The 16565-nt window shown below is 41.3% G+C and carries 21 protein-coding genes and 1 riboswitch; of the genes, 2 read left to right on the top strand and 19 right to left on the bottom strand.

Annotated features, from left to right (window positions below; translation table 11 throughout):
• Positions 1-59 precede the first annotated feature (59 nt).
• From DXC23_RS00860 to DXC23_RS00780, 17 genes are all read right to left on the bottom strand, one after another.
• Positions 60-281, bottom strand: coding sequence for a ferrous iron transport protein A (locus DXC23_RS00860; protein WP_117704329.1), 222 nt, complete (start codon positions 279-281; stop codon positions 60-62).
• Positions 282-293: 12 nt separating this feature from the next.
• Positions 294-503 (bottom strand): FeoA domain-containing protein, encoded by a 210-nt coding sequence (locus DXC23_RS00855; RefSeq protein WP_117704328.1) that lies wholly within the window; start codon positions 501-503, stop codon positions 294-296.
• A 397-nt stretch (positions 504-900) separates the two neighbouring features.
• Positions 901-1206 carry a hypothetical protein gene (locus tag DXC23_RS00850; RefSeq protein ID WP_117704327.1) on the bottom strand — a complete coding sequence of 102 codons (306 nt, stop codon included), beginning with the start codon at positions 1204-1206 and terminating at the stop codon, positions 901-903.
• Positions 1207-1213: 7 nt separating this feature from the next.
• Entirely contained in the window at positions 1214-1642 is a 429-nt protein-coding gene (locus DXC23_RS00845) for a nucleoside 2-deoxyribosyltransferase (RefSeq protein ID WP_117704326.1), read from the bottom strand.
• Positions 1643-1652: 10 nt separating this feature from the next.
• Positions 1653-2579, bottom strand: coding sequence for an AEC family transporter (locus tag DXC23_RS00840; protein WP_117704325.1), 927 nt, complete (start codon positions 2577-2579; stop codon positions 1653-1655).
• Positions 2580-2687: 108 nt separating this feature from the next.
• Entirely contained in the window at positions 2688-2942 is a 255-nt protein-coding gene (locus DXC23_RS00835) for a hypothetical protein (RefSeq protein WP_117704324.1), read from the bottom strand.
• 39 nt (positions 2943-2981) lie between these two features.
• The gene (locus tag DXC23_RS00830; RefSeq protein WP_117704323.1) at positions 2982-3185 is read right to left on the bottom strand and encodes a holin; all 204 of its coding nucleotides are present in this window, start codon (positions 3183-3185) and stop codon (positions 2982-2984) included.
• Positions 3175-3474, bottom strand: a complete 300-nt coding sequence (locus DXC23_RS00825) for a hypothetical protein (RefSeq protein ID WP_117704322.1) — start codon at positions 3472-3474, stop codon at positions 3175-3177. The genes DXC23_RS00830 and DXC23_RS00825 overlap by 11 nt, the downstream gene beginning before the upstream one ends.
• Before the next feature lie 149 nt (positions 3475-3623).
• Positions 3624-4928: a phosphomethylpyrimidine synthase ThiC gene (thiC, locus tag DXC23_RS00820; RefSeq protein ID WP_117704321.1), complete on the bottom strand. Its 1305-nt coding sequence runs from the start codon at positions 4926-4928 to the stop codon at positions 3624-3626.
• Positions 4925-5731, bottom strand: a complete 807-nt coding sequence (thiD, locus tag DXC23_RS00815) for a bifunctional hydroxymethylpyrimidine kinase/phosphomethylpyrimidine kinase (protein WP_117704320.1) — start codon at positions 5729-5731, stop codon at positions 4925-4927. The genes thiC and thiD overlap by 4 nt, the downstream gene beginning before the upstream one ends.
• Before the next feature lies 1 nt (position 5732).
• On the bottom strand, positions 5733-6377 hold the full coding sequence (gene thiE, locus DXC23_RS00810; protein WP_117704319.1) for a thiamine phosphate synthase: 645 nt from the start codon (positions 6375-6377) through the stop codon (positions 5733-5735).
• 5 nt (positions 6378-6382) lie between these two features.
• Complete coding sequence (locus DXC23_RS00805) at positions 6383-6982, bottom strand: thiamine phosphate synthase (protein ID WP_117704318.1); 600 nt, start codon at positions 6980-6982, stop codon at positions 6383-6385.
• A complete protein-coding gene (thiH, locus tag DXC23_RS00800; RefSeq protein WP_117704317.1) occupies positions 6975-8132 on the bottom strand; it encodes a 2-iminoacetate synthase ThiH in 1158 nt (385 codons plus the stop codon). The genes DXC23_RS00805 and thiH overlap by 8 nt, the downstream gene beginning before the upstream one ends.
• A 10-nt stretch (positions 8133-8142) precedes the next feature.
• Positions 8143-8913, bottom strand: coding sequence for a thiazole synthase (locus DXC23_RS00795; protein ID WP_117704316.1), 771 nt, complete (start codon positions 8911-8913; stop codon positions 8143-8145).
• Between the two features lie 36 nt (positions 8914-8949).
• Positions 8950-9147, bottom strand: a complete 198-nt coding sequence (gene thiS, locus DXC23_RS00790; protein ID WP_117704315.1) for a sulfur carrier protein ThiS — start codon at positions 9145-9147, stop codon at positions 8950-8952.
• 129 nt (positions 9148-9276) lie between these two features.
• Positions 9277-9381: riboswitch (TPP riboswitch) on the bottom strand.
• Between the two features lie 65 nt (positions 9382-9446).
• The gene (locus tag DXC23_RS00785) at positions 9447-10388 is read right to left on the bottom strand and encodes a PH domain-containing protein (RefSeq protein ID WP_199523030.1); all 942 of its coding nucleotides are present in this window, start codon (positions 10386-10388) and stop codon (positions 9447-9449) included.
• A complete protein-coding gene (locus tag DXC23_RS00780) occupies positions 10381-11025 on the bottom strand; it encodes a PH domain-containing protein (RefSeq protein ID WP_117704314.1) in 645 nt (214 codons plus the stop codon). Before DXC23_RS00780 ends, DXC23_RS00785 begins: the two co-directional genes overlap by 8 nt.
• 241 nt (positions 11026-11266) lie before the next feature.
• On the opposite strand from DXC23_RS00780, the gene pyrB reads away from it, so the two are divergent.
• Both pyrB and DXC23_RS00770 read left to right on the top strand, forming a co-directional pair.
• Entirely contained in the window at positions 11267-12334 is a 1068-nt protein-coding gene (gene pyrB / locus DXC23_RS00775; RefSeq protein WP_117704313.1) for an aspartate carbamoyltransferase, read from the top strand.
• A 12-nt stretch (positions 12335-12346) separates the two neighbouring features.
• Entirely contained in the window at positions 12347-12949 is a 603-nt protein-coding gene (locus DXC23_RS00770; protein ID WP_117704312.1) for a DUF308 domain-containing protein, read from the top strand.
• Positions 12950-13682: 733 nt separating this feature from the next.
• Here the strand turns inward: DXC23_RS00770 and DXC23_RS00765 are convergent.
• Complete coding sequence (locus tag DXC23_RS00765; protein ID WP_199523029.1) at positions 13683-14864, bottom strand: LL-diaminopimelate aminotransferase; 1182 nt, start codon at positions 14862-14864, stop codon at positions 13683-13685.
• 75 nt (positions 14865-14939) lie between these two features.
• Positions 14940-16562 carry a CTP synthase gene (locus DXC23_RS00760; protein WP_117704311.1) on the bottom strand — a complete coding sequence of 541 codons (1623 nt, stop codon included), beginning with the start codon at positions 16560-16562 and terminating at the stop codon, positions 14940-14942.
• Positions 16563-16565 lie beyond the last annotated feature (3 nt).

Here is a 16565-nt window from a genome sequence, read left to right as displayed (position 1 = left end):
ATAGTTATTTTAGGCTAACTTAAAACTTAAAAAATATCGGGGAAATCCCCGTATTTTACTTAAACAAGCTCAATCATTTCAGCATCTGCTTTACGCAAAGAAAGCTCGTAGCCTCTTACTGTAACCTCAATAGGGTCACCGAGCGGTGCTACCTTGCGGATATAAATTTCAACGCCCTTTGTAATACCCATATCCATTATTCTGCGCTTAATTGCGCCTGCACCGTTAAGTTTTGCAACCTTTACGGTTTCTCCGATTTTTGCATCTCTCAGAGTTCTCATACTGTACCTCCATTAAATCATAATTTTGCTTGCCATTTCACGGCTGATTGCAACTCGTGCTCCCTTAACATTAACTATAAGGTTGCCTGCCATTGAGGTAACAACTGTTACTGTACCGCCAACAACAAAACCCAAGTTTTCAAGATGTGCACGAACCTCAGAGTTTCCTCCGATTTTTTTGATAATGTTTTCAACGCCCGGATCGGCAAATGTTAAAGGCATAAACTCACCATCCTCACCGCTTTGATTAGTGCCAACTAATTAGCAGAAACTAACTTTAATGCTCTAAAAAAGTTAGCACTCGCTAACTGATTATTAGTTTACTACTTTCATCATAAAATGTCAACACTTTTGGTAAATTCAAAATAATTAAACACAAATTTCTTACATCTGACAAATTTTTACAATTTTATACTCATAAAACTTATATGATTTGTCGGCATAATTTATTATTATGTAATCACAACGCAGGATATGAGTGGTTTTATTAAAAGTGCAAAATTGTAAGTTCATATTATATTTTACATAAATATCTGTACTCAAAAACTCTATAAGCCGAGTGACAACTTTTATATTCTGCAAAAAAGCACTCAGCTTTTGCCAAGTGCTTGAGTATGTATCAGAGCCATTCAAAAGTTACGCTAATATTATTATCATCATTTTTATGCCAAGCTACAAATGCTAAATAATCGTCCCATACATCGTCAATATTAGAAAATGACTTGAATATAACTTCAAACTCATTTGATTTATCTATGTCAATTAACCAGCCTGTAAGGTTTTCACATTCAATATTATCATCTTCAAAACAATTTCCATCTCCGCAATCGAGAAAAAATATTTTCCCCATTGCATTTGCCGAATCCTGAACTATTTTCCAAAATCTTAAGAATTTAAAGTTTTCTTTTGTTCTTAAACCTTTCATAACAAACTCACTTCTGCTCGCCTGCGGTGCGGATAATTGGCATTTTGGAAAAGTCGTAATCTTTGAGGGCATTTATGCTGTTTAAAAATGCGTGGCTGCCGTTTACTATCATCAAGTTTGGCTGTTCGGCATTGCAGCAACACACTACTACCTTTTTGCCTGTCGCATAGGCATAACCACATTCCCATGCAGTGCCGCTGTCGGAGTACATTCCGCCGTAAAGCAGCACAACCACATCGCAGCTGTCTATTCCGCTTTTATCAATCTTAAAAATCTCCTCTGCCCACTCGGCATTGGTAAGACTTTCTCTATTCTCAACATCGTGCTCCATCGGCACAAAAACCTCGTGTCCCTTTGCATTTAAAATTTCAACCGCTTGGCGGATATTTGCAATTTCATTATCGTTAAAAAACGGTGACGCAAGATAAATTTTCATATTAAATCTCCTAAAAAAATATTAAAAACATTGTGGGTACTGTGACCGCCGCCATTGCCTGAGATACAAGGGCAAGGCTTGCTCCCGTTTGCGGACTTTCGCCGTACGCCGAGGGGATTATTACTGTGTTCATTCCGAGCGGCATTGCGTTTGCGCAAAGGGTGGCAAAGATTATTTCGCTGTCTGTATTTAAAAATCTCAGTGCAAGCACGAAAATCGTTGGAAACACTATTAATCTCAACACCGCAACAATATAGGTCTGCTTTACTTTAAGCAGGCTTTTTATTTCGTATCCCGCTATGACAAAGCCTGTGAGAATCATAGCAACCGGCGCCATACAAGCGGCGGATTCTGAAATTATTGTGTCGACAAGGCGTATTCTCGGTATCTGAAAAAGTCCGAGGAATGCGCCTATAAACAGCGAAACGAATATCGGATTTAATAGCGATTTTAAAGAAAATCCGCCTTTGTCGGATGGCACAAGCCAAGCAATACCGATTGAATAAGTAAACATATTGAGCGGCAGGGTGAATATTAGGTAGTCAAAAAGCTCTATGCTTTCAGCTCCGTAAATTCCCTGCACGAGCGCAGTGCCGACAAAGCCGAAGTTCGACACCGAGAGCGAAAACCTGTAAACCTTGCGCAAATACTCGTCCTTGGTGAGAAATTTTGAAATTATAAAAGCAAGGAAAATTGCCGTAAGCAAAAGCGCTGTGCTGTATACAAGAAAAATCCATTTTCGGCTTATATTTTCTGCGGTGCAGTTGTTCCAAAAGGTATTGATTACCACCGCAGGCATAAAAATTCCGTTTTCAAGCCGTGACAGGGTTCTGCCGCTGGTATCGGGTAAAATATTTTTCTTTTTAAGAATAAATCCGATGAGGATAAAAGAAAAAAGCACTGCTATATGATTTAGCGTTGACGAAAGTATTTCCATACTGTGTTTCCTTTATATTATAATACATATTTATGCATAAAACAATAACCGCAGGTCGAGCTGACCTGCGGCTGACAATATTATTATTTATTTTTTGCAAATTAGTATTCATTCATTTTTCTGAATTTCTGAGCATTTTTCGTCACACTGTGGTTTTTCTTCCTTTTTTTCAAGGTTCATAACCGCTGAAAGTCCTGCCGAAACCGAAGAAACCAACAGTCCGCAGAGTGCGCTTTTCCACATTTCTTCATTTGCAAAGTTTGTTCCTGTTAAAAACAGCGCAAGGTTTGCGATGATATAGCCGAAGGCAGTCTGCAAAAATGTGTGCAATGCTCGTTTAAGGCAGTTTTTTGTAAAGCACATCTTCATATTACATAATATTCGGATATGCCGCTAATGTACTTATTTTTCTGAAATTTCGGGCAAGCCTGCAATGCTTGTGAGCAATGACAAAATGCCTGCAAGCATACTTGCCGAAAGCACCGCAAGCCAATTAACCTCGCTGATTAGCGCCGACACACCGATAATTGATACAGCGGTTTGCGCCACTGTTTTTACCGCACGAACTCCCGCAGCCTTTGCCCAATTTTTAAAATTACCTTTCATATATTCTCCCCTTTTTTGAATTTATATGCTCCAAATCGGCTATTCTATGATTTGCCACTCTGATTTCTTCATCTGTAACCGCCGATAATCGCTCAAGCGTGAAAACTCTTTCCTGCAAATGATTGTACTTATCCTGCTTGCGCTCAAGCTGATCTATGCGGTATACAATTAATGATTTTGTTTTTTCGTTTTCGCTCTCCTGCCGTCTGCGGTTAGAGGCATTTATAAGTAATTGGCAAATTATACTCCCCACCGCAACTATAAGCGCAGTGATGATTTCTGTGTTCATATAACACCCCCTTTACAATACTTAAAAAACCTTGAATATTGCACTAATTAGGCTAATTTTTTAAAATATTTTTAAAGAAAGACAAAAAAGCACCCTGCAATTAATGCAAGGTGCTTTGGAATACAGGTATGTTATTTTTAAATTAATTATCAAAGAATGTCGATATGTTCGCCGTTAAGTGCTTTATTCATACTTCTTACGGCGCAAAATTTACCGCACATTGAGCAAGTATCTTCGTGCTCAGGCTTGCGGTCATCACGAATTTTTCTTGCGGTTTCGGGATCAATGGCACATTCCCACTGAGCCTCCCAATCGAGCTTTCTTCTTGCGTCTGCCATTTTATCGTCAATCTCTCTTGCACCACGCACACCCTTTGCAATGTCGGCTGCGTGTGCCGCAATTTTAGAGGCAATAATGCCCTGCTTTACATCGTCAACATTTGGCAAAGCCAAGTGCTCGGCAGGGGTTACATAGCACAAGAATGCTGCGCCGGATGCTGCGGCAATAGCTCCGCCGATAGCCGAAGTAATGTGGTCATAGCCGGGGGCAATATCAGTTACAAGCGGGCCGAGCACATAGAACGGCGCACCGCAGCAGATGGTCTGCTGAATTTTCATATTTGCCTCAATTTGGTCCATAGGCATATGACCCGGACCCTCAACCATAACCTGAACATTCTTTGCCCATGCTCTCTTTGTAAGCTCGCCAAGGCGCACAAGCTCCTCAATTTGGCACACATCGGAGGCATCTGCAAGACAGCCGGGGCGGCAAGCGTCACCGAGAGAAATTGTTACATCGTACTCACGACAAATGTCGAGAATTTCATCGTAATACTCATAGAACGGGTTTTCGTTGCCTGTCATACACATCCACGCAAATACAAGTGAACCGCCACGAGAAACTATGTTCATCTTTCTCTTATGCTTTTTAATCTGCTCAATGGTCTTGCGTGTAATGCCGCAATGAAGTGTTACAAAGTCTACGCCATCCTGTGCGTGAAGTCTTACAACATCAATGAAGTCCTGCGCTGTGAGAGTATCAAGGTCACGCTGATAGTGGATAACGGAATCGTAAACAGGTACAGTACCAATCATTGCAGGGCACTCGCTTGTGAGCTTTCTGCGGAAAGGAATTGTATTTCCGTGTGATGACAAATCCATAATTGCGTGAGCACCCATATTTACAGCCTGCATAACCTTTTCCATTTCAATGTCATAGTCCTTGCAATCTCTTGAAATGCCGAGGTTTACATTTATCTTGGTCTTGAGCATTGAGCCGACACCCTCCGGGTCAATGCACTTATGATTTTTATTTGCGCAAATGGCAACTTTGCCCTGCGCTACGAGCGGCATAAGCTCCTCTACTGTCATTCTCTCTTTTTTGGCTACAATTTCGAGTTCCTTGGTTACAATTCCCTTTCTTGCAGCCTCCATCTGTGTTGAGTATTCTCTCATATTTCATCTGCCTTTCTGATTTCGTTTAAAATATAGTTATGCATCAGCGGCCCTCTGCCGTTGCCGAGGTCAAGTTTTACGCTGATTGCTTTTGTTACATACGCCTTTGCGTTCACAACAGCTGGAGTAATTGCAAAGCCTTTCGCAAGATTGCTTGCTATTGCGCTTGAAAGCGTACATCCGGTGCCGTGAGTATTGGGATTGTCAATTCTTAACGAGTGGTAAGTATAAAACTCGCCGTCGGAGTAAAGCAAATCATCACTGCAATCCTCTAAATGACCGCCCTTACAGAGTACGGCACAGCCGTATTTATCTGAAATTATTTTAGCGGCATTTTGCATATCCTGTAAATTTTTGATATTAATTCCGCTCAAAATTTCAGCCTCGGGTACATTCGGAGTGACAAGTGAGGAAATCGGCAAAAGATATTTTTTCAGATTTTCAAGTCCCTGCTCACTTATGAGCCTGCTGCCGCTGGTAGATACCATTACAGGGTCGGTCACAATATTTTTTGCTTTGTAAAAATTGAGCTTGTCGGCAATTACTTTTGCGGAATTATTGCCGTAAACCATACCTATTTTTACTGCGTCCGGGAAAATATCGGTAAATACGCAGTCAAGCTGATTTGCTATAAGGTCATCGCTCGTCTGCTCAATGCCGTAAACACCTGTGGTGTTCTGCGCTGTGAGTGCGGTAATAACGCTCATGGCATAGCAATGATGCATTGTAATAGTTTTAATATCAGCCTGTATTCCTGCGCCGCCCGAACAGTCGCTGCCTGCTATTGTCAATACAGTTTTCACATTAACCTCCGTAAATTACGCTGTCGGCGAGTTTACTTAATTCCTGTGCGGAAGTATAAACATTCTCTGCGCCGAAAAGTGCGCTTACAACTGCCACACCGCTGATTTTGCAGCCCTCAAGCTGAGAAATATTCCCTGCGTTTACACCGCCGATTGCTACAACGGGAATACTGAGCGAGGTGCAAATTTCTTTGAGCCTTTGAGTGCCGATATATTTTGCGTCTGACTTTGTAAGAGTGCCGAACACCGCACCGCAGCCAATGTAATCTGCGCCGCTCTCCTCGGCTTTTTTGGCAAGCTCAACCGTACGAGCCGAACCGCCGATTATTTTATCGTTGCCGAGAATTTCCCTTGCGTGGGCAAGCTCCATATCGCTCTGACCGAGGTGAACACCGTCAGCGCCTGTTTTGAGGACAACCTCTGCATTATCGTTAATGATGAGCGGTGCGCCGTACCTTTGGCAAATTTTCAGCAGACTGTCTGCCTCTTTACAGAGTGTGTCAATATTTGCTCCCTTATCTCTGAGCTGAACTATTGTTGCTCCGCCGTACAAGGCCTGTTCAACACTGTATTCAAGACCTTTTTCACCGATACATTTACGGTCTGTTATTGCATACAGGGCAAGCATTTTTTTGTCAAATATCACGCATATCACCTCAATTTCGATTGTAGTTTCAAAACCTCGTTGTCTATATTTTCGCATTGCATAAGCAATGACATTACACATACTCCTGCAAAATTTTTCTCTGTTACCGCCTTAAAGCCGCCTGCCGTATCGGCATTTATACCGCCGATTGCATATACGGGAATATCTACACTCTCGCACACATTTCGCAAAAAATTAACCCCTTTGCCCTTTAATCCTTTTTTGCAGTCTGTTTCATAAATATTCCCTGCTGTGATATAGTCCGCACCGTTTTCCTGCGCAAAAGCTGCGTCATCAACACTGTGAACAGAAGTACCGACTATATCAAAATTTCGCCTGCTGTTTAATTCTTTAAACGCACTAAACGGCAAGTGGATTTTTTTAATGCCAAGGCTTTCGGCTGTGCCGATAAAATTATGTATAATAAGTTTTTCCTTGTCGCAAACAGAGAGAACCTCTTTTGCAAGTGAATAATATTCCTGCTCCGAAAGATATTTCTCCCTAAGAATTATATATTGCACTTCGGAATCCGATATTTTTCTTATTCTCTGCAAAAAATCATCTTTGCAGAGCGGCTTTGCGGTAACGCTGACTACATTACACATAGATATAGTCGCTCATAACAGGCTGTAAGCCCTTGTCTGTGAGAGCCTTGTAAACCTCGTCAACATTTCTGCCGTCCGAAATTTCAAACTGCTCATCGCCCTTTTTCTCACTTTCACCGTCATGACCGCCAATGCCGACATCTACGCCTGCCGAAATTTTGGTAGCGGCAATGTCAACCACATTGTCACGAAAACGCTGACATTCTCTTGTGGAAATGGTAATGCTTGCAAACGGCATAAACAATCTGTATGCGCAAATCACCTGCAAAAGCTGCGGCTCGTGCACATCCTTTGGATTGATTTTATCGTTATTAATAATCGGTCTGAGCCTTGGGCAAGAAAAGGCGATTTCTGCGTGCGGATACTTTCTCTGTATAAGATAAGCGTGCATACCCGTTGCAAAGGCGTCCTTTCTAAAGTCGCTGAGTCCCAAAAGTGCGGCAAAGCCTACGCCACGCATACCGCCCATGAGCGCTCTTTCCTGAGTGTTGACACGATACGGAAAAATTCTTTTGTGACCTGCAAGGTGCAGAGTTTCGTACTTGTCGGAATTATAGGTTTCCTGAAAAACGGTTACATAGTCTGCGCCACATTCGTGAACATAGCGGTACTCGTCACTGTTCATGGGGTAAACCTCAAGACCTACCACCTTAAAATATTTTCTCGCAATTTTGCAAGCCTCGCCAATGTATTTTACATCGGACATCTTTTTGCTTTCGCCTGTCAAAAGCAAAATTTCCTGCAAACCTGTTTTGGCGATTGCCTGCATTTCGTGCTCGATTTCCTCGGCATTGAGCTTGGCACGGTGAATTTTGTTGTGGCAGTTAAAGCCGCAATAAATGCAATAGTTTTCACAATAATTTGAGATATAAAGCGGTGTGAACATATTTACCGAGTTGCCGAAGTGCTTTTTGGTTTCAACCCTTGCCGCCTCGGCAATTTCTTCAAGCAAAGGCAAGGCTGACGGTGAGAGCAAGGCTTTGAAATCATCAACAGTCTTTTCATCGTGCTCAAGTGCTCTGCGAACATCGCTTTCTGTGTATAAAGACGGGTCGTAATCGTTCATAGCCGAGATTACCCTGTCCATTATATCCGAGTCAATCTGCTCCATATCGGGCAGATATTTCATATGGTCAATTCTTTCTTCCATTTGTCACACCTCAGCTTTCAAGAAAACCTGTGAGAGGTGAAGATGCGGACGCACCGTTTTCAATAACTCTGCCAAGACCCGATAGGTAAGCCTGTCTGCCTGCCTCAATAGCCTTTTTAAATGCGTTAGCCATCATAGGAATGTCGCCTGCTGTGGCAATGGCAGTGTTGCTCATTACAGCGGCTGCGCCCATTTCCATAGCCTCGCAAGCCTGTGACGGTCTGCCGATGCCTGCATCTACAATGACAGGCAAGTCGATTTCGTTAATGATGATTTTAATAAATTCCTTGGTGGCAATACCCTTGTTTGAACCGATTGGCGAACCGAGCGGCATAATAGCGGCTGCGCCTGCATCTCTAAGACTTCTTGCCACATTGAGGTCGGGATACATATACGGAAGTACCACAAAACCCTCTTTTGCAAGAATTTCGGTAGCCTTTACCGTTTCGTAATTATCCGGCAAAAGGTACTTGGAATCTCTGATTACTTCAATCTTAATAAAATCTCCGCAGCCTGCCTCACGAGCAAGTCTTGCAATTCTTACAGCCTCGTCTGCGTTTCTTGCGCCGGAGGTATTTGGCAAAAGGGTAACATTCTTTGGAATATAGTCAAGAATGTTTGCAACCTTGCCTGTAACAGCTCGTCTGAGAGCGAGTGTAATAATCTCTGCGCCTGCGTTTTCAACAGCCGCCTTTATGAGGTCGAGTGAATACTTGCCCGAACCGAGAATAAATCGGGAATTAAACTCGTGACCGCCTAAAATCAGCTTATCATTTTCCATTATCATTATCTCCTTTATAAATCAATGCAAAAAAGCTCAGCAACCGCCGCCGACAAAATTTACTATTTCTACCACATCGCCGTCTTTGAGTACGGCGTCTGCGTAATTTGCCTTTGGCAGAATTTCCTCGTTAAGCTCAACTGCAATTCTCTGTGGTGAAATTGAATTTTCTTCAAGATACTGCATAAGCGAAAGCTCTGCTTTGTCAATGTTTACTCCGTTAATTTTTATCATAAGTTCACCTCCGAATGATTGGAATTTTGAGTGTAGTTCAGAACCTCAACTCTTAAATTGAGCAAAAAAATAAAGTGCACCAAATCGGTGCACTTTGTTTGCTGAAAAATATTTGCCGCAAATCTATAATAAACTTCGGCTACAAAGTCCCTCCGTTGGCATTATCCAAATCAGGTTTACGGTCGAAATGTCAATTCATTTCCTCTCAGCCGATTGGCTCCCGTTTTGTATTGTTTATTTTATTATAGTACCAAAGCTGTAAAATGTCAAAACAAATTTATAAATATTTCTGCAAATTCTTACTGATTGTCCCAGCTGTCTTTGTTTTTGCCTGCGTTTGGACTGTCCCAGCTATCGTAATTATTACTTCCGCCGTTTACCTCATAGCCGTTGTGAGTGTCACAATTTTCGCCCGTAAAATCGGGGTTGCTGTTGTAATCGGGATTGATATTCTGCGGATTTGCATTATAATTTCTGTTGTAATTTTGCGCATTGTTTTGATTATAATATGCGTTGCGCTGGTTATTGTAGTAAGCGTTCGGATTGCTGTTCTGTCCGTAAAAATTATTTGGATTTACTCCGCCGTTCGGATAATACTTTGTGTTGTATCCGTGGTTGCCCTGCGGTCTGAAATCGTTAGGATACTGTGTATCGGCGTAAATATCGGTCTGATACTTTTTAATAAGATTGCAAACCTCAACATAGTCGGGAATATCGGTAATATTAAATCCCGACGAATGTGACGAAGCTGAAGTGCTGTTTGTGCGAGAATATGCATAGTGGTGGCACTCCGAAATAACATCGCCCACACCGAGCATTTGGTCTAAAACTCCTCTGTGGATATACACATGTGAAAGGTCTGTAAACGGTTTAAAATTATACTGCTTAGCAAAACAGCCGCTTGTAACATAAATTCCACGATCTGTTATTGCGTACTCTGTGTTTTTCAGCCTTCTGAATGAAAATATAACGCCGCCGAGATAAATCCATACAGGCATTAAATGAAGAGCGAAAAAGCCGACAAACATCCATACGCTTGAGTCTAACTCAGAAAAATCGCTTGAGAAAATTTGACTTATAAACATAAAGTCAAACATAAACCAAATGAAAGCAAAAATAAGCATTGGGTTTAATACGCACTCCAGCACAAAGCACGACTTTTTAGGTCTGCCTGCCCACACTATGCGCTCGTTGGTAATCATACTCTGCAACTCTGCGCTCACCTTATAATCATTATACATAATGTTCACACCTCATTTTTTCTTTTAACATACCGCAAACCTGTAAATAATCGGGAATATTTTTTATTTTTAAAGGCGTCATATTGATAAAACCTCTAAAACTGCCGGACTGCTGCGGATATTCATACATTACAATAATCGTACCCGTATTACAGATACTGTCTGTAATTTCCTTTTTTATTTCTATGTTATAAATCTCGGTAAAGGGTTTATAAGATATTTTCTTGCCAAAAATTCCTTTTGCTGCAAACAAGCCTCTGTCGGTAATTACATACTCGGCATTTTTGTATTGCTTGAGCATAAAGACAAAGCCTAATATATACAGTCCGATAGGAATTATCGGCGAAAACAGGAAAATATAAAATTTGACCACATACAGTGTATCGCTTGCTTTCAACAAGCTCTGCTGAAATTCGTTAAACTCGCCGAGGTATGCGGGCGCTCTCGGCGAAGTGGACGCATTGCCGTTTATGTAAAACATAATGATATATGCCGTAATTATCAGTGACAAAATAAGCATAGGATTGAAAATTTGTTGGAAAACAGCGCACTTTTTTTCGGGCTTTCCTTTCCACAATACAAGCTGTGTGCCAACCGCCCGTTTCATCTCATCGCTTAATTGGTAGTTGCTAAACAAAGGTCATTCCTCATTAAAGTTAAATTTTATTACATTAACACCATATTTTTCCTATTATAATATAAATTGACAATTAAGTCAAAATATATTTTTAACAAAATTTCAGTAAAAATTGTAAAATAATATATAGATAGTTTTGTCTTGACATAAATTGTAAATTTATATGTTATTTTTCTTTATAGATATTAAAAACCTGTGTATTTTTGATAAAATAAAAGAAAATTATAAAGGTAGTGTTTTTATGGCTAATAAAAATCTTATAGACCTTGACGCAATGTCTAAAAATCAGCTTGATATGCTGATTAAAAAGGCTAAAAAAATTATGGAAAATCCTGCCGATTACAGACACGCCTGTGACGGCAAAATTCTTGCTACTCTGTTCTACGAGCCGAGCACAAGAACTCAGATGTCGTTTCAGACCGCTATGCTAAAGCTCGGCGGACGAACAATAGGCTTTGACAATCCGCTTAATTCCTCTGTTTCAAAGGGCGAAAGCCTTAAAGATACCATTACTATTGTTGGCGGATATGCCGATATTATCGCTATGCGCCACCCTGTTGAGGGTTCGGCTATGGCGGCGTCTATGTATGCAGGCGTACCGTTTATAAACTGCGGTGACGGCGGTCATCTGCACCCTACTCAAACGCTCGCCGATATTGTAACACTCAGCTGTGAAAAAGGCAGACTTGATAATTTAAAAATCGGTATTTGCGGCGACCTGCTCAACGGCAGAACTGTGCACTCGCTTATCAAGGCGCTTTCGCAGTACGATAACAATTCATTTGTGCTTATTTCTACAAAAGAATTACAAGTGCCGCTCTACATCATTGATATTCTTGAAAAGAACGGCTGTAAATATGAATTTTCAAACGACCTTGCAAGTGCGATTTCTGACCTTGATGTACTCTATATGACAAGAATACAGCAGGAGCGCTTTGCGAGCAAGGAAGAATACGAAAAGCAGAAGTATGTATTTGTACTTGACAAGGAAAAGCTGGCAAAGGCAAAGGAGGATATGATAATTCTCCATCCGCTCCCACGAGTAAATGAAATTACTGTTGACATAGACGATGACCCTCGTGCGCTGTACTTTAAGCAGGCGCAATACGGAATGTACGGCAGAATGGCGCTCATACTCTTGCTGTTGCAGGACGATGACTTTATGCTGAAAAGCAGAGATATATCAATTATTGACAAGCGCTGTTCAAATTCTAAGTGCATAACCGCAAAAGAGGAATATTTGCCAAACCGCTCATATCTCAAGCTCGGTATGCAGATGTGCGACTACTGCGACAAGCGCATTGACTGATGAGGAGACAATATGAAAAATAATAAAACTAAACAGGGCAAGGCAATATCAACCGCCATTATCTCTGCCCTTGCGTATATCGTACTCGGCTTTGTAATGATATTTTATCCCGACAAGGTGAGCATTGCGCTATGCTACGCACTCGGCGGAGCACTTACGGTTTACGGACTTTTTAATCTTATAACCTACTTCACCGCAAAGCAGGCATCGTTCGGCTTTGAAATGATTGTCGGCATTGCCGCAACCGCATTCGGCGTGTTTTTCTTGATTTCGCCGCAGTCGATTTACGGAATGATATTTGCCATTATCGGAATTTTGATTATTGTAGACAGTGCCATTGACATAAAAAGGTCATTTCAGCTAAAGGTGCTCGGTGTGAAATATTGGTGGATCAGCTTTATTGTTTCTGCATTGATTATAATTTTTGCGATTTCAACAATTATTTTCCCGACCGTTTTTGCCGATTTCATAATGGTTGTGCTCGGCATTACACTTGTTTACGAGGGAATTTCGGGACTTGCACTTATGGCATCAATCGGACACTTTGCAAAGAAAATTAAAAGTGACGCAAAAATGATTGACATTGTACCGGATAATGAGTACGATGACGATTGATTTATTATTTTACAAAATTACCTCCTGTCGATTGGCAGGAGGTTTTGTTTGGTGTTGGTTAAAAGAATAAGTTTAATATCGCAAACAGAAAATCTAAAATTTAGGTCAACCCTTTTTAAAGGGTTGCGGGTTTTGCAGAGCCCATAAAATAATAAATATGTACTAATTTTAATAAAAAACAAAGAGTTGTAATTACACAATAGAATAACCAAACTTTAGATTAATAAAAACTTTAAAATAAAGCTAAAGTAAAGACTAATAAGTGGCAGAAAGTAAAAAAGTTACACTTTAATAAGTAGAGAAAAGATATTTTAAAGGACATAAAAGTTTTGAGGTGTGACTGATTTGCCCTTGAAAAGCGGCAAATTAGTAGTTATTTTTCCTTTTGTGCTGTCGCTTTTAAAGGCTCTCGCCATTATGTTCAAGCCGCCAAACAGCAAGCCGTATGGCTACTAAAATTTGCATTAACTTAAAACATTTGTGGGCTTTGCCCACACCCACAACCTTTGAAAAGGTTGACCAAACTTTTAACTTCGGGACGGAAACATTTTCTTTTGCCGTACTTTGTTGCCCGACCGAAAGTCGGCTAAACCATAATTTACTCCAACTATTGATAATGAACCAATAATTTTAAGTTTCTGCTATTTCTCCCTAAAATGCAAAAATCGGTGCAATCATAAGACTGCACCGATAATTTTTTTAAATTAAACTTATCTACAACAGTAGAAATAAATTACTTTGAAAGTAACTTCTTAATTCTCTCTACTGCCTCAATTGTGTTTTCTCTGTCGCCAAATGAAGTAAGTCTAAAGTAACCTGCGCCGTTCTTACCAAAGCCCTCGCCCGGTGTACCTACTACATTTGCCTCTGTAAGGAGGAGGTCAAAGAATTCCCAGCTGCCCATATTGTTAGGACACTTGAGCCAGATATACGGTGAGTTCTTACCGCCTGTATAATAAATGCCAAGCTCGTCCATTGCTGAAGAAATAATCTTAGCGTTTTCCTGGTAGTAAGAAATATTCTCCTTAATCTGCTTCTGACCCTCTTCACTGAATACAGCGGCAGCTGCACACTGTACAGGCCATGAAACACCGTTAAACTTAGTTGCCTGACGGCGATACCAAGTATTGTAGATGTTGTGACCGTCACGCTCAAGCTCTCTCGGAATGATTGTGTAGCCACATCTTGTACCTGTAAAGCCTGCTGTCTTTGAAAGTGAGCACATCTCAATTGCGCACTTTCTTGCACCCTCAATTGCGAAAATTGAACGAGGGAGATCCTCTGTAATAAATGCCTCATATGCTGCATCATAGAGAATGATAGCGTCATTCTTGATTGCATAGTCAACCCACTGCTTTAACTCGTCAGCTGTATAAGCTGAACCTGTTGGGTTATTTGGTGAGCAAAGGTAGATGATATCAGCCTTTACATTCTCGTCAGGGAGAGCGGCAAAGTTGTTCTCACGATTTGAGTTAGCGTAAACAATCTTTCTGCCTGCCATAATGTTTGAGTCAACATATACAGGGTAAACAGGGTCTGTAACGAGTACAACATTATCCTTGCCGAAAATGTCACCGATGTTGCCGCAGTCTGACTTTGCACCGTCTGATACAAAGATTTCGTTTGCGCCAACTGTTACGCCAAAGCCTGCATAGTAGTTAGAGATTGCCTCTCTGAGGAATGCATAGCCCTCATAATCAGGATAACCCTTGAAAGTATCCTTATGTGCAAGGTCTTCCGCACCTTTCTTCATAGCCTCAATTACAACAGGAGCAAGCGGAAGTGTTACATCGCCGATACCGAGCTTAATTACCTTCTTGTCAGGGTGTTCCTGCATATACTTATTTGTTCTTGATGCAACCTCTGCAAAAAGATAGTTTGGCACGAGGTTGTCAAAATTTCTGTTAATCTGCATTATTATCAATCCTTTTCTGATATATGAGCAAAAGGTTAGTGACAAATAATTGCCAAAACCAAGAAAATTCCAAAATTACTTATCAAGTGACGCCTTAATAAACTCCCTGAAAAGCGGATGAGCTCTGTTAGGACGGGACTTGAACTCAGGGTGATACTGAACACCGATATAGAACTTGTTTGCAGGGATTTCTACTGCCTCAACAAGCATACCGTTTGGCGAAGTACCTGTAATAATCATACCTGCCTTTTCAATCTCTTCTCTGTAATCATTATTGAACTCATAACGATGACGGTGGCGCTCCTGTACTTCTGCTTTGCCGTAAGCTCTCTCCATAATTGAGCCTTTTTTGATAACGCAAGGATATGCACCAAGGCGCATTGTGCCGCCCATATCTTCAATGCCGAGCTGTTCGGGCATAAGGTCAATTACATTGTGCTTGCCCTCAGGAGCAAACTCACCGCTGTTTGCGTCCTCATAGCCGAGTACATGCTTAGCAAATTCAATAACTGCTGTCTGCATACCAAGGCAAATACCGAGGTATGGAATGTCGTGCTCACGAGCGTATTTAGCAGCCATTACCTTGCCCTCAACACCTCTGTTGCCAAAGCCGCCCGGAACGAGGATACCGTCTACATCGCCCAAAAGCTCATCAGCCGAATACTTTGTGATAAGCTCGCAGTCAACCCACTTAATGTCTACATCAGCCGAATTTTCAAAGCCTGCATGGCGGAGTGCCTCTGCAACTGAAAGGTATGCGTCATGGAGTGCAACATATTTACCGCAAAGAGCAATTCTGCACTTCTTTGTACGGTTGTTAATTCTCTCGAGCATTTCTTTCCACTCTGTAAGGTCAGGTGTTTTGTCGGTAGCAATGTTAAGCTCACGACAAACTACATTTGAGAAATTGCTCTCCTCAAGCATAAGCGGTGCCTGATAAAGAGTTGGAAGTGTGATATTTTCGATTACGCAGTCAGGCTTAACATTGCAGAACAGAGCAATCTTCTTGAAAATGCTTTCCTCAAGCGGTTCGTCACAACGGAGAACGATAATGTCAGGGTTGATGCCGAGTGAACGGAGCTCCTTAACAGAATGCTGAGTTGGCTTAGACTTATGCTCCTCACTGCCCTTAATGTAAGGCACGAGTGTAACATGAATGAAAATGCTGTTTTCTCTGCCAACCTCAAGTGATACCTGACGGATTGACTCAAGGAACGGCTGGCTTTCAATGTCGCCTACTGTACCGCCGATTTCTGTAATAACAACATCAGCGTCTGTTTTTTCACCTACATTGTAGATAAAAGACTTGATTTCGTTTGTGATGTGTGGAATTACCTGAACTGTTTTGCCGAGGTAATCGCCATGACGCTCTTTTTCAAGAACATTTGAGTATACCTTACCTGTTGTGAGGTTTGAATACTTGTTGAGGTCTTCGTCAATAAAACGCTCATAGTGACCGAGGTCGAGGTCTGTTTCTGCACCGTCCTCTGTTACATAAACCTCGCCATGCTGGTATGGGCTCATTGTACCCGGATCAACATTGATGTATGGATCGAGTTTTTGAGCGACTACCTTAAGGCCTCTTGCCTTAAGGAGTCTGCCGAGAGAAGCTGCTGTAATACCCTTGCCAAGACCGGATACTACACCGCCTGTTACAAATATATATTTTTTAGCTTTCTTTTCAGTATGATTAGCCATAAA

It is taken from the genome of Eubacterium sp. OM08-24, from assembly GCF_003438075.1.
GTDB lineage: Bacteria > Bacillota > Clostridia > Oscillospirales > Acutalibacteraceae > Ruminococcoides.
The sequence above is the reverse complement of the archived record's forward strand: the minus strand, read 5'-3'. Positions and strand labels throughout refer to the sequence as shown.

Coding starts and splice junctions, on each gene's coding strand:
- DXC23_RS00860 (WP_117704329.1), bottom strand. CDS start 281: ATGAGAACTCTGAGAGATGCAAAAATCGGAGAAACCGTAAAGGTTGCA.
- DXC23_RS00855 (WP_117704328.1), bottom strand. CDS start 503: ATGCCTTTAACATTTGCCGATCCGGGCGTTGAAAACATTATCAAAAAA.
- DXC23_RS00850 (WP_117704327.1), bottom strand. CDS start 1,206: ATGAAAGGTTTAAGAACAAAAGAAAACTTTAAATTCTTAAGATTTTGG.
- DXC23_RS00845 (WP_117704326.1), bottom strand. CDS start 1,642: ATGAAAATTTATCTTGCGTCACCGTTTTTTAACGATAATGAAATTGCA.
- DXC23_RS00840 (WP_117704325.1), bottom strand. CDS start 2,579: ATGGAAATACTTTCGTCAACGCTAAATCATATAGCAGTGCTTTTTTCT.
- DXC23_RS00835 (WP_117704324.1), bottom strand. CDS start 2,942: ATGTGCTTTACAAAAAACTGCCTTAAACGAGCATTGCACACATTTTTG.
- DXC23_RS00830 (WP_117704323.1), bottom strand. CDS start 3,185: ATGAAAGGTAATTTTAAAAATTGGGCAAAGGCTGCGGGAGTTCGTGCG.
- DXC23_RS00825 (WP_117704322.1), bottom strand. CDS start 3,474: ATGAACACAGAAATCATCACTGCGCTTATAGTTGCGGTGGGGAGTATA.
- thiC (WP_117704321.1), bottom strand. CDS start 4,928: ATGAGAGAATACTCAACACAGATGGAGGCTGCAAGAAAGGGAATTGTA.
- DXC23_RS00805 (WP_117704318.1), bottom strand. CDS start 6,982: ATGTGTAATGTAGTCAGCGTTACCGCAAAGCCGCTCTGCAAAGATGAT.
- thiH (WP_117704317.1), bottom strand. CDS start 8,132: ATGGAAGAAAGAATTGACCATATGAAATATCTGCCCGATATGGAGCAG.
- DXC23_RS00795 (WP_117704316.1), bottom strand. CDS start 8,913: ATGGAAAATGATAAGCTGATTTTAGGCGGTCACGAGTTTAATTCCCGA.
- thiS (WP_117704315.1), bottom strand. CDS start 9,147: ATGATAAAAATTAACGGAGTAAACATTGACAAAGCAGAGCTTTCGCTT.
- DXC23_RS00785 (WP_199523030.1), bottom strand. CDS start 10,388: ATGTATAATGATTATAAGGTGAGCGCAGAGTTGCAGAGTATGATTACC.
- pyrB (WP_117704313.1), top strand. CDS start 11,267: ATGGCTAATAAAAATCTTATAGACCTTGACGCAATGTCTAAAAATCAG.
- DXC23_RS00770 (WP_117704312.1), top strand. CDS start 12,347: ATGAAAAATAATAAAACTAAACAGGGCAAGGCAATATCAACCGCCATT.
- DXC23_RS00765 (WP_199523029.1), bottom strand. CDS start 14,864: ATGCAGATTAACAGAAATTTTGACAACCTCGTGCCAAACTATCTTTTT.
- DXC23_RS00760 (WP_117704311.1), bottom strand. CDS start 16,562: ATGGCTAATCATACTGAAAAGAAAGCTAAAAAATATATATTTGTAACA.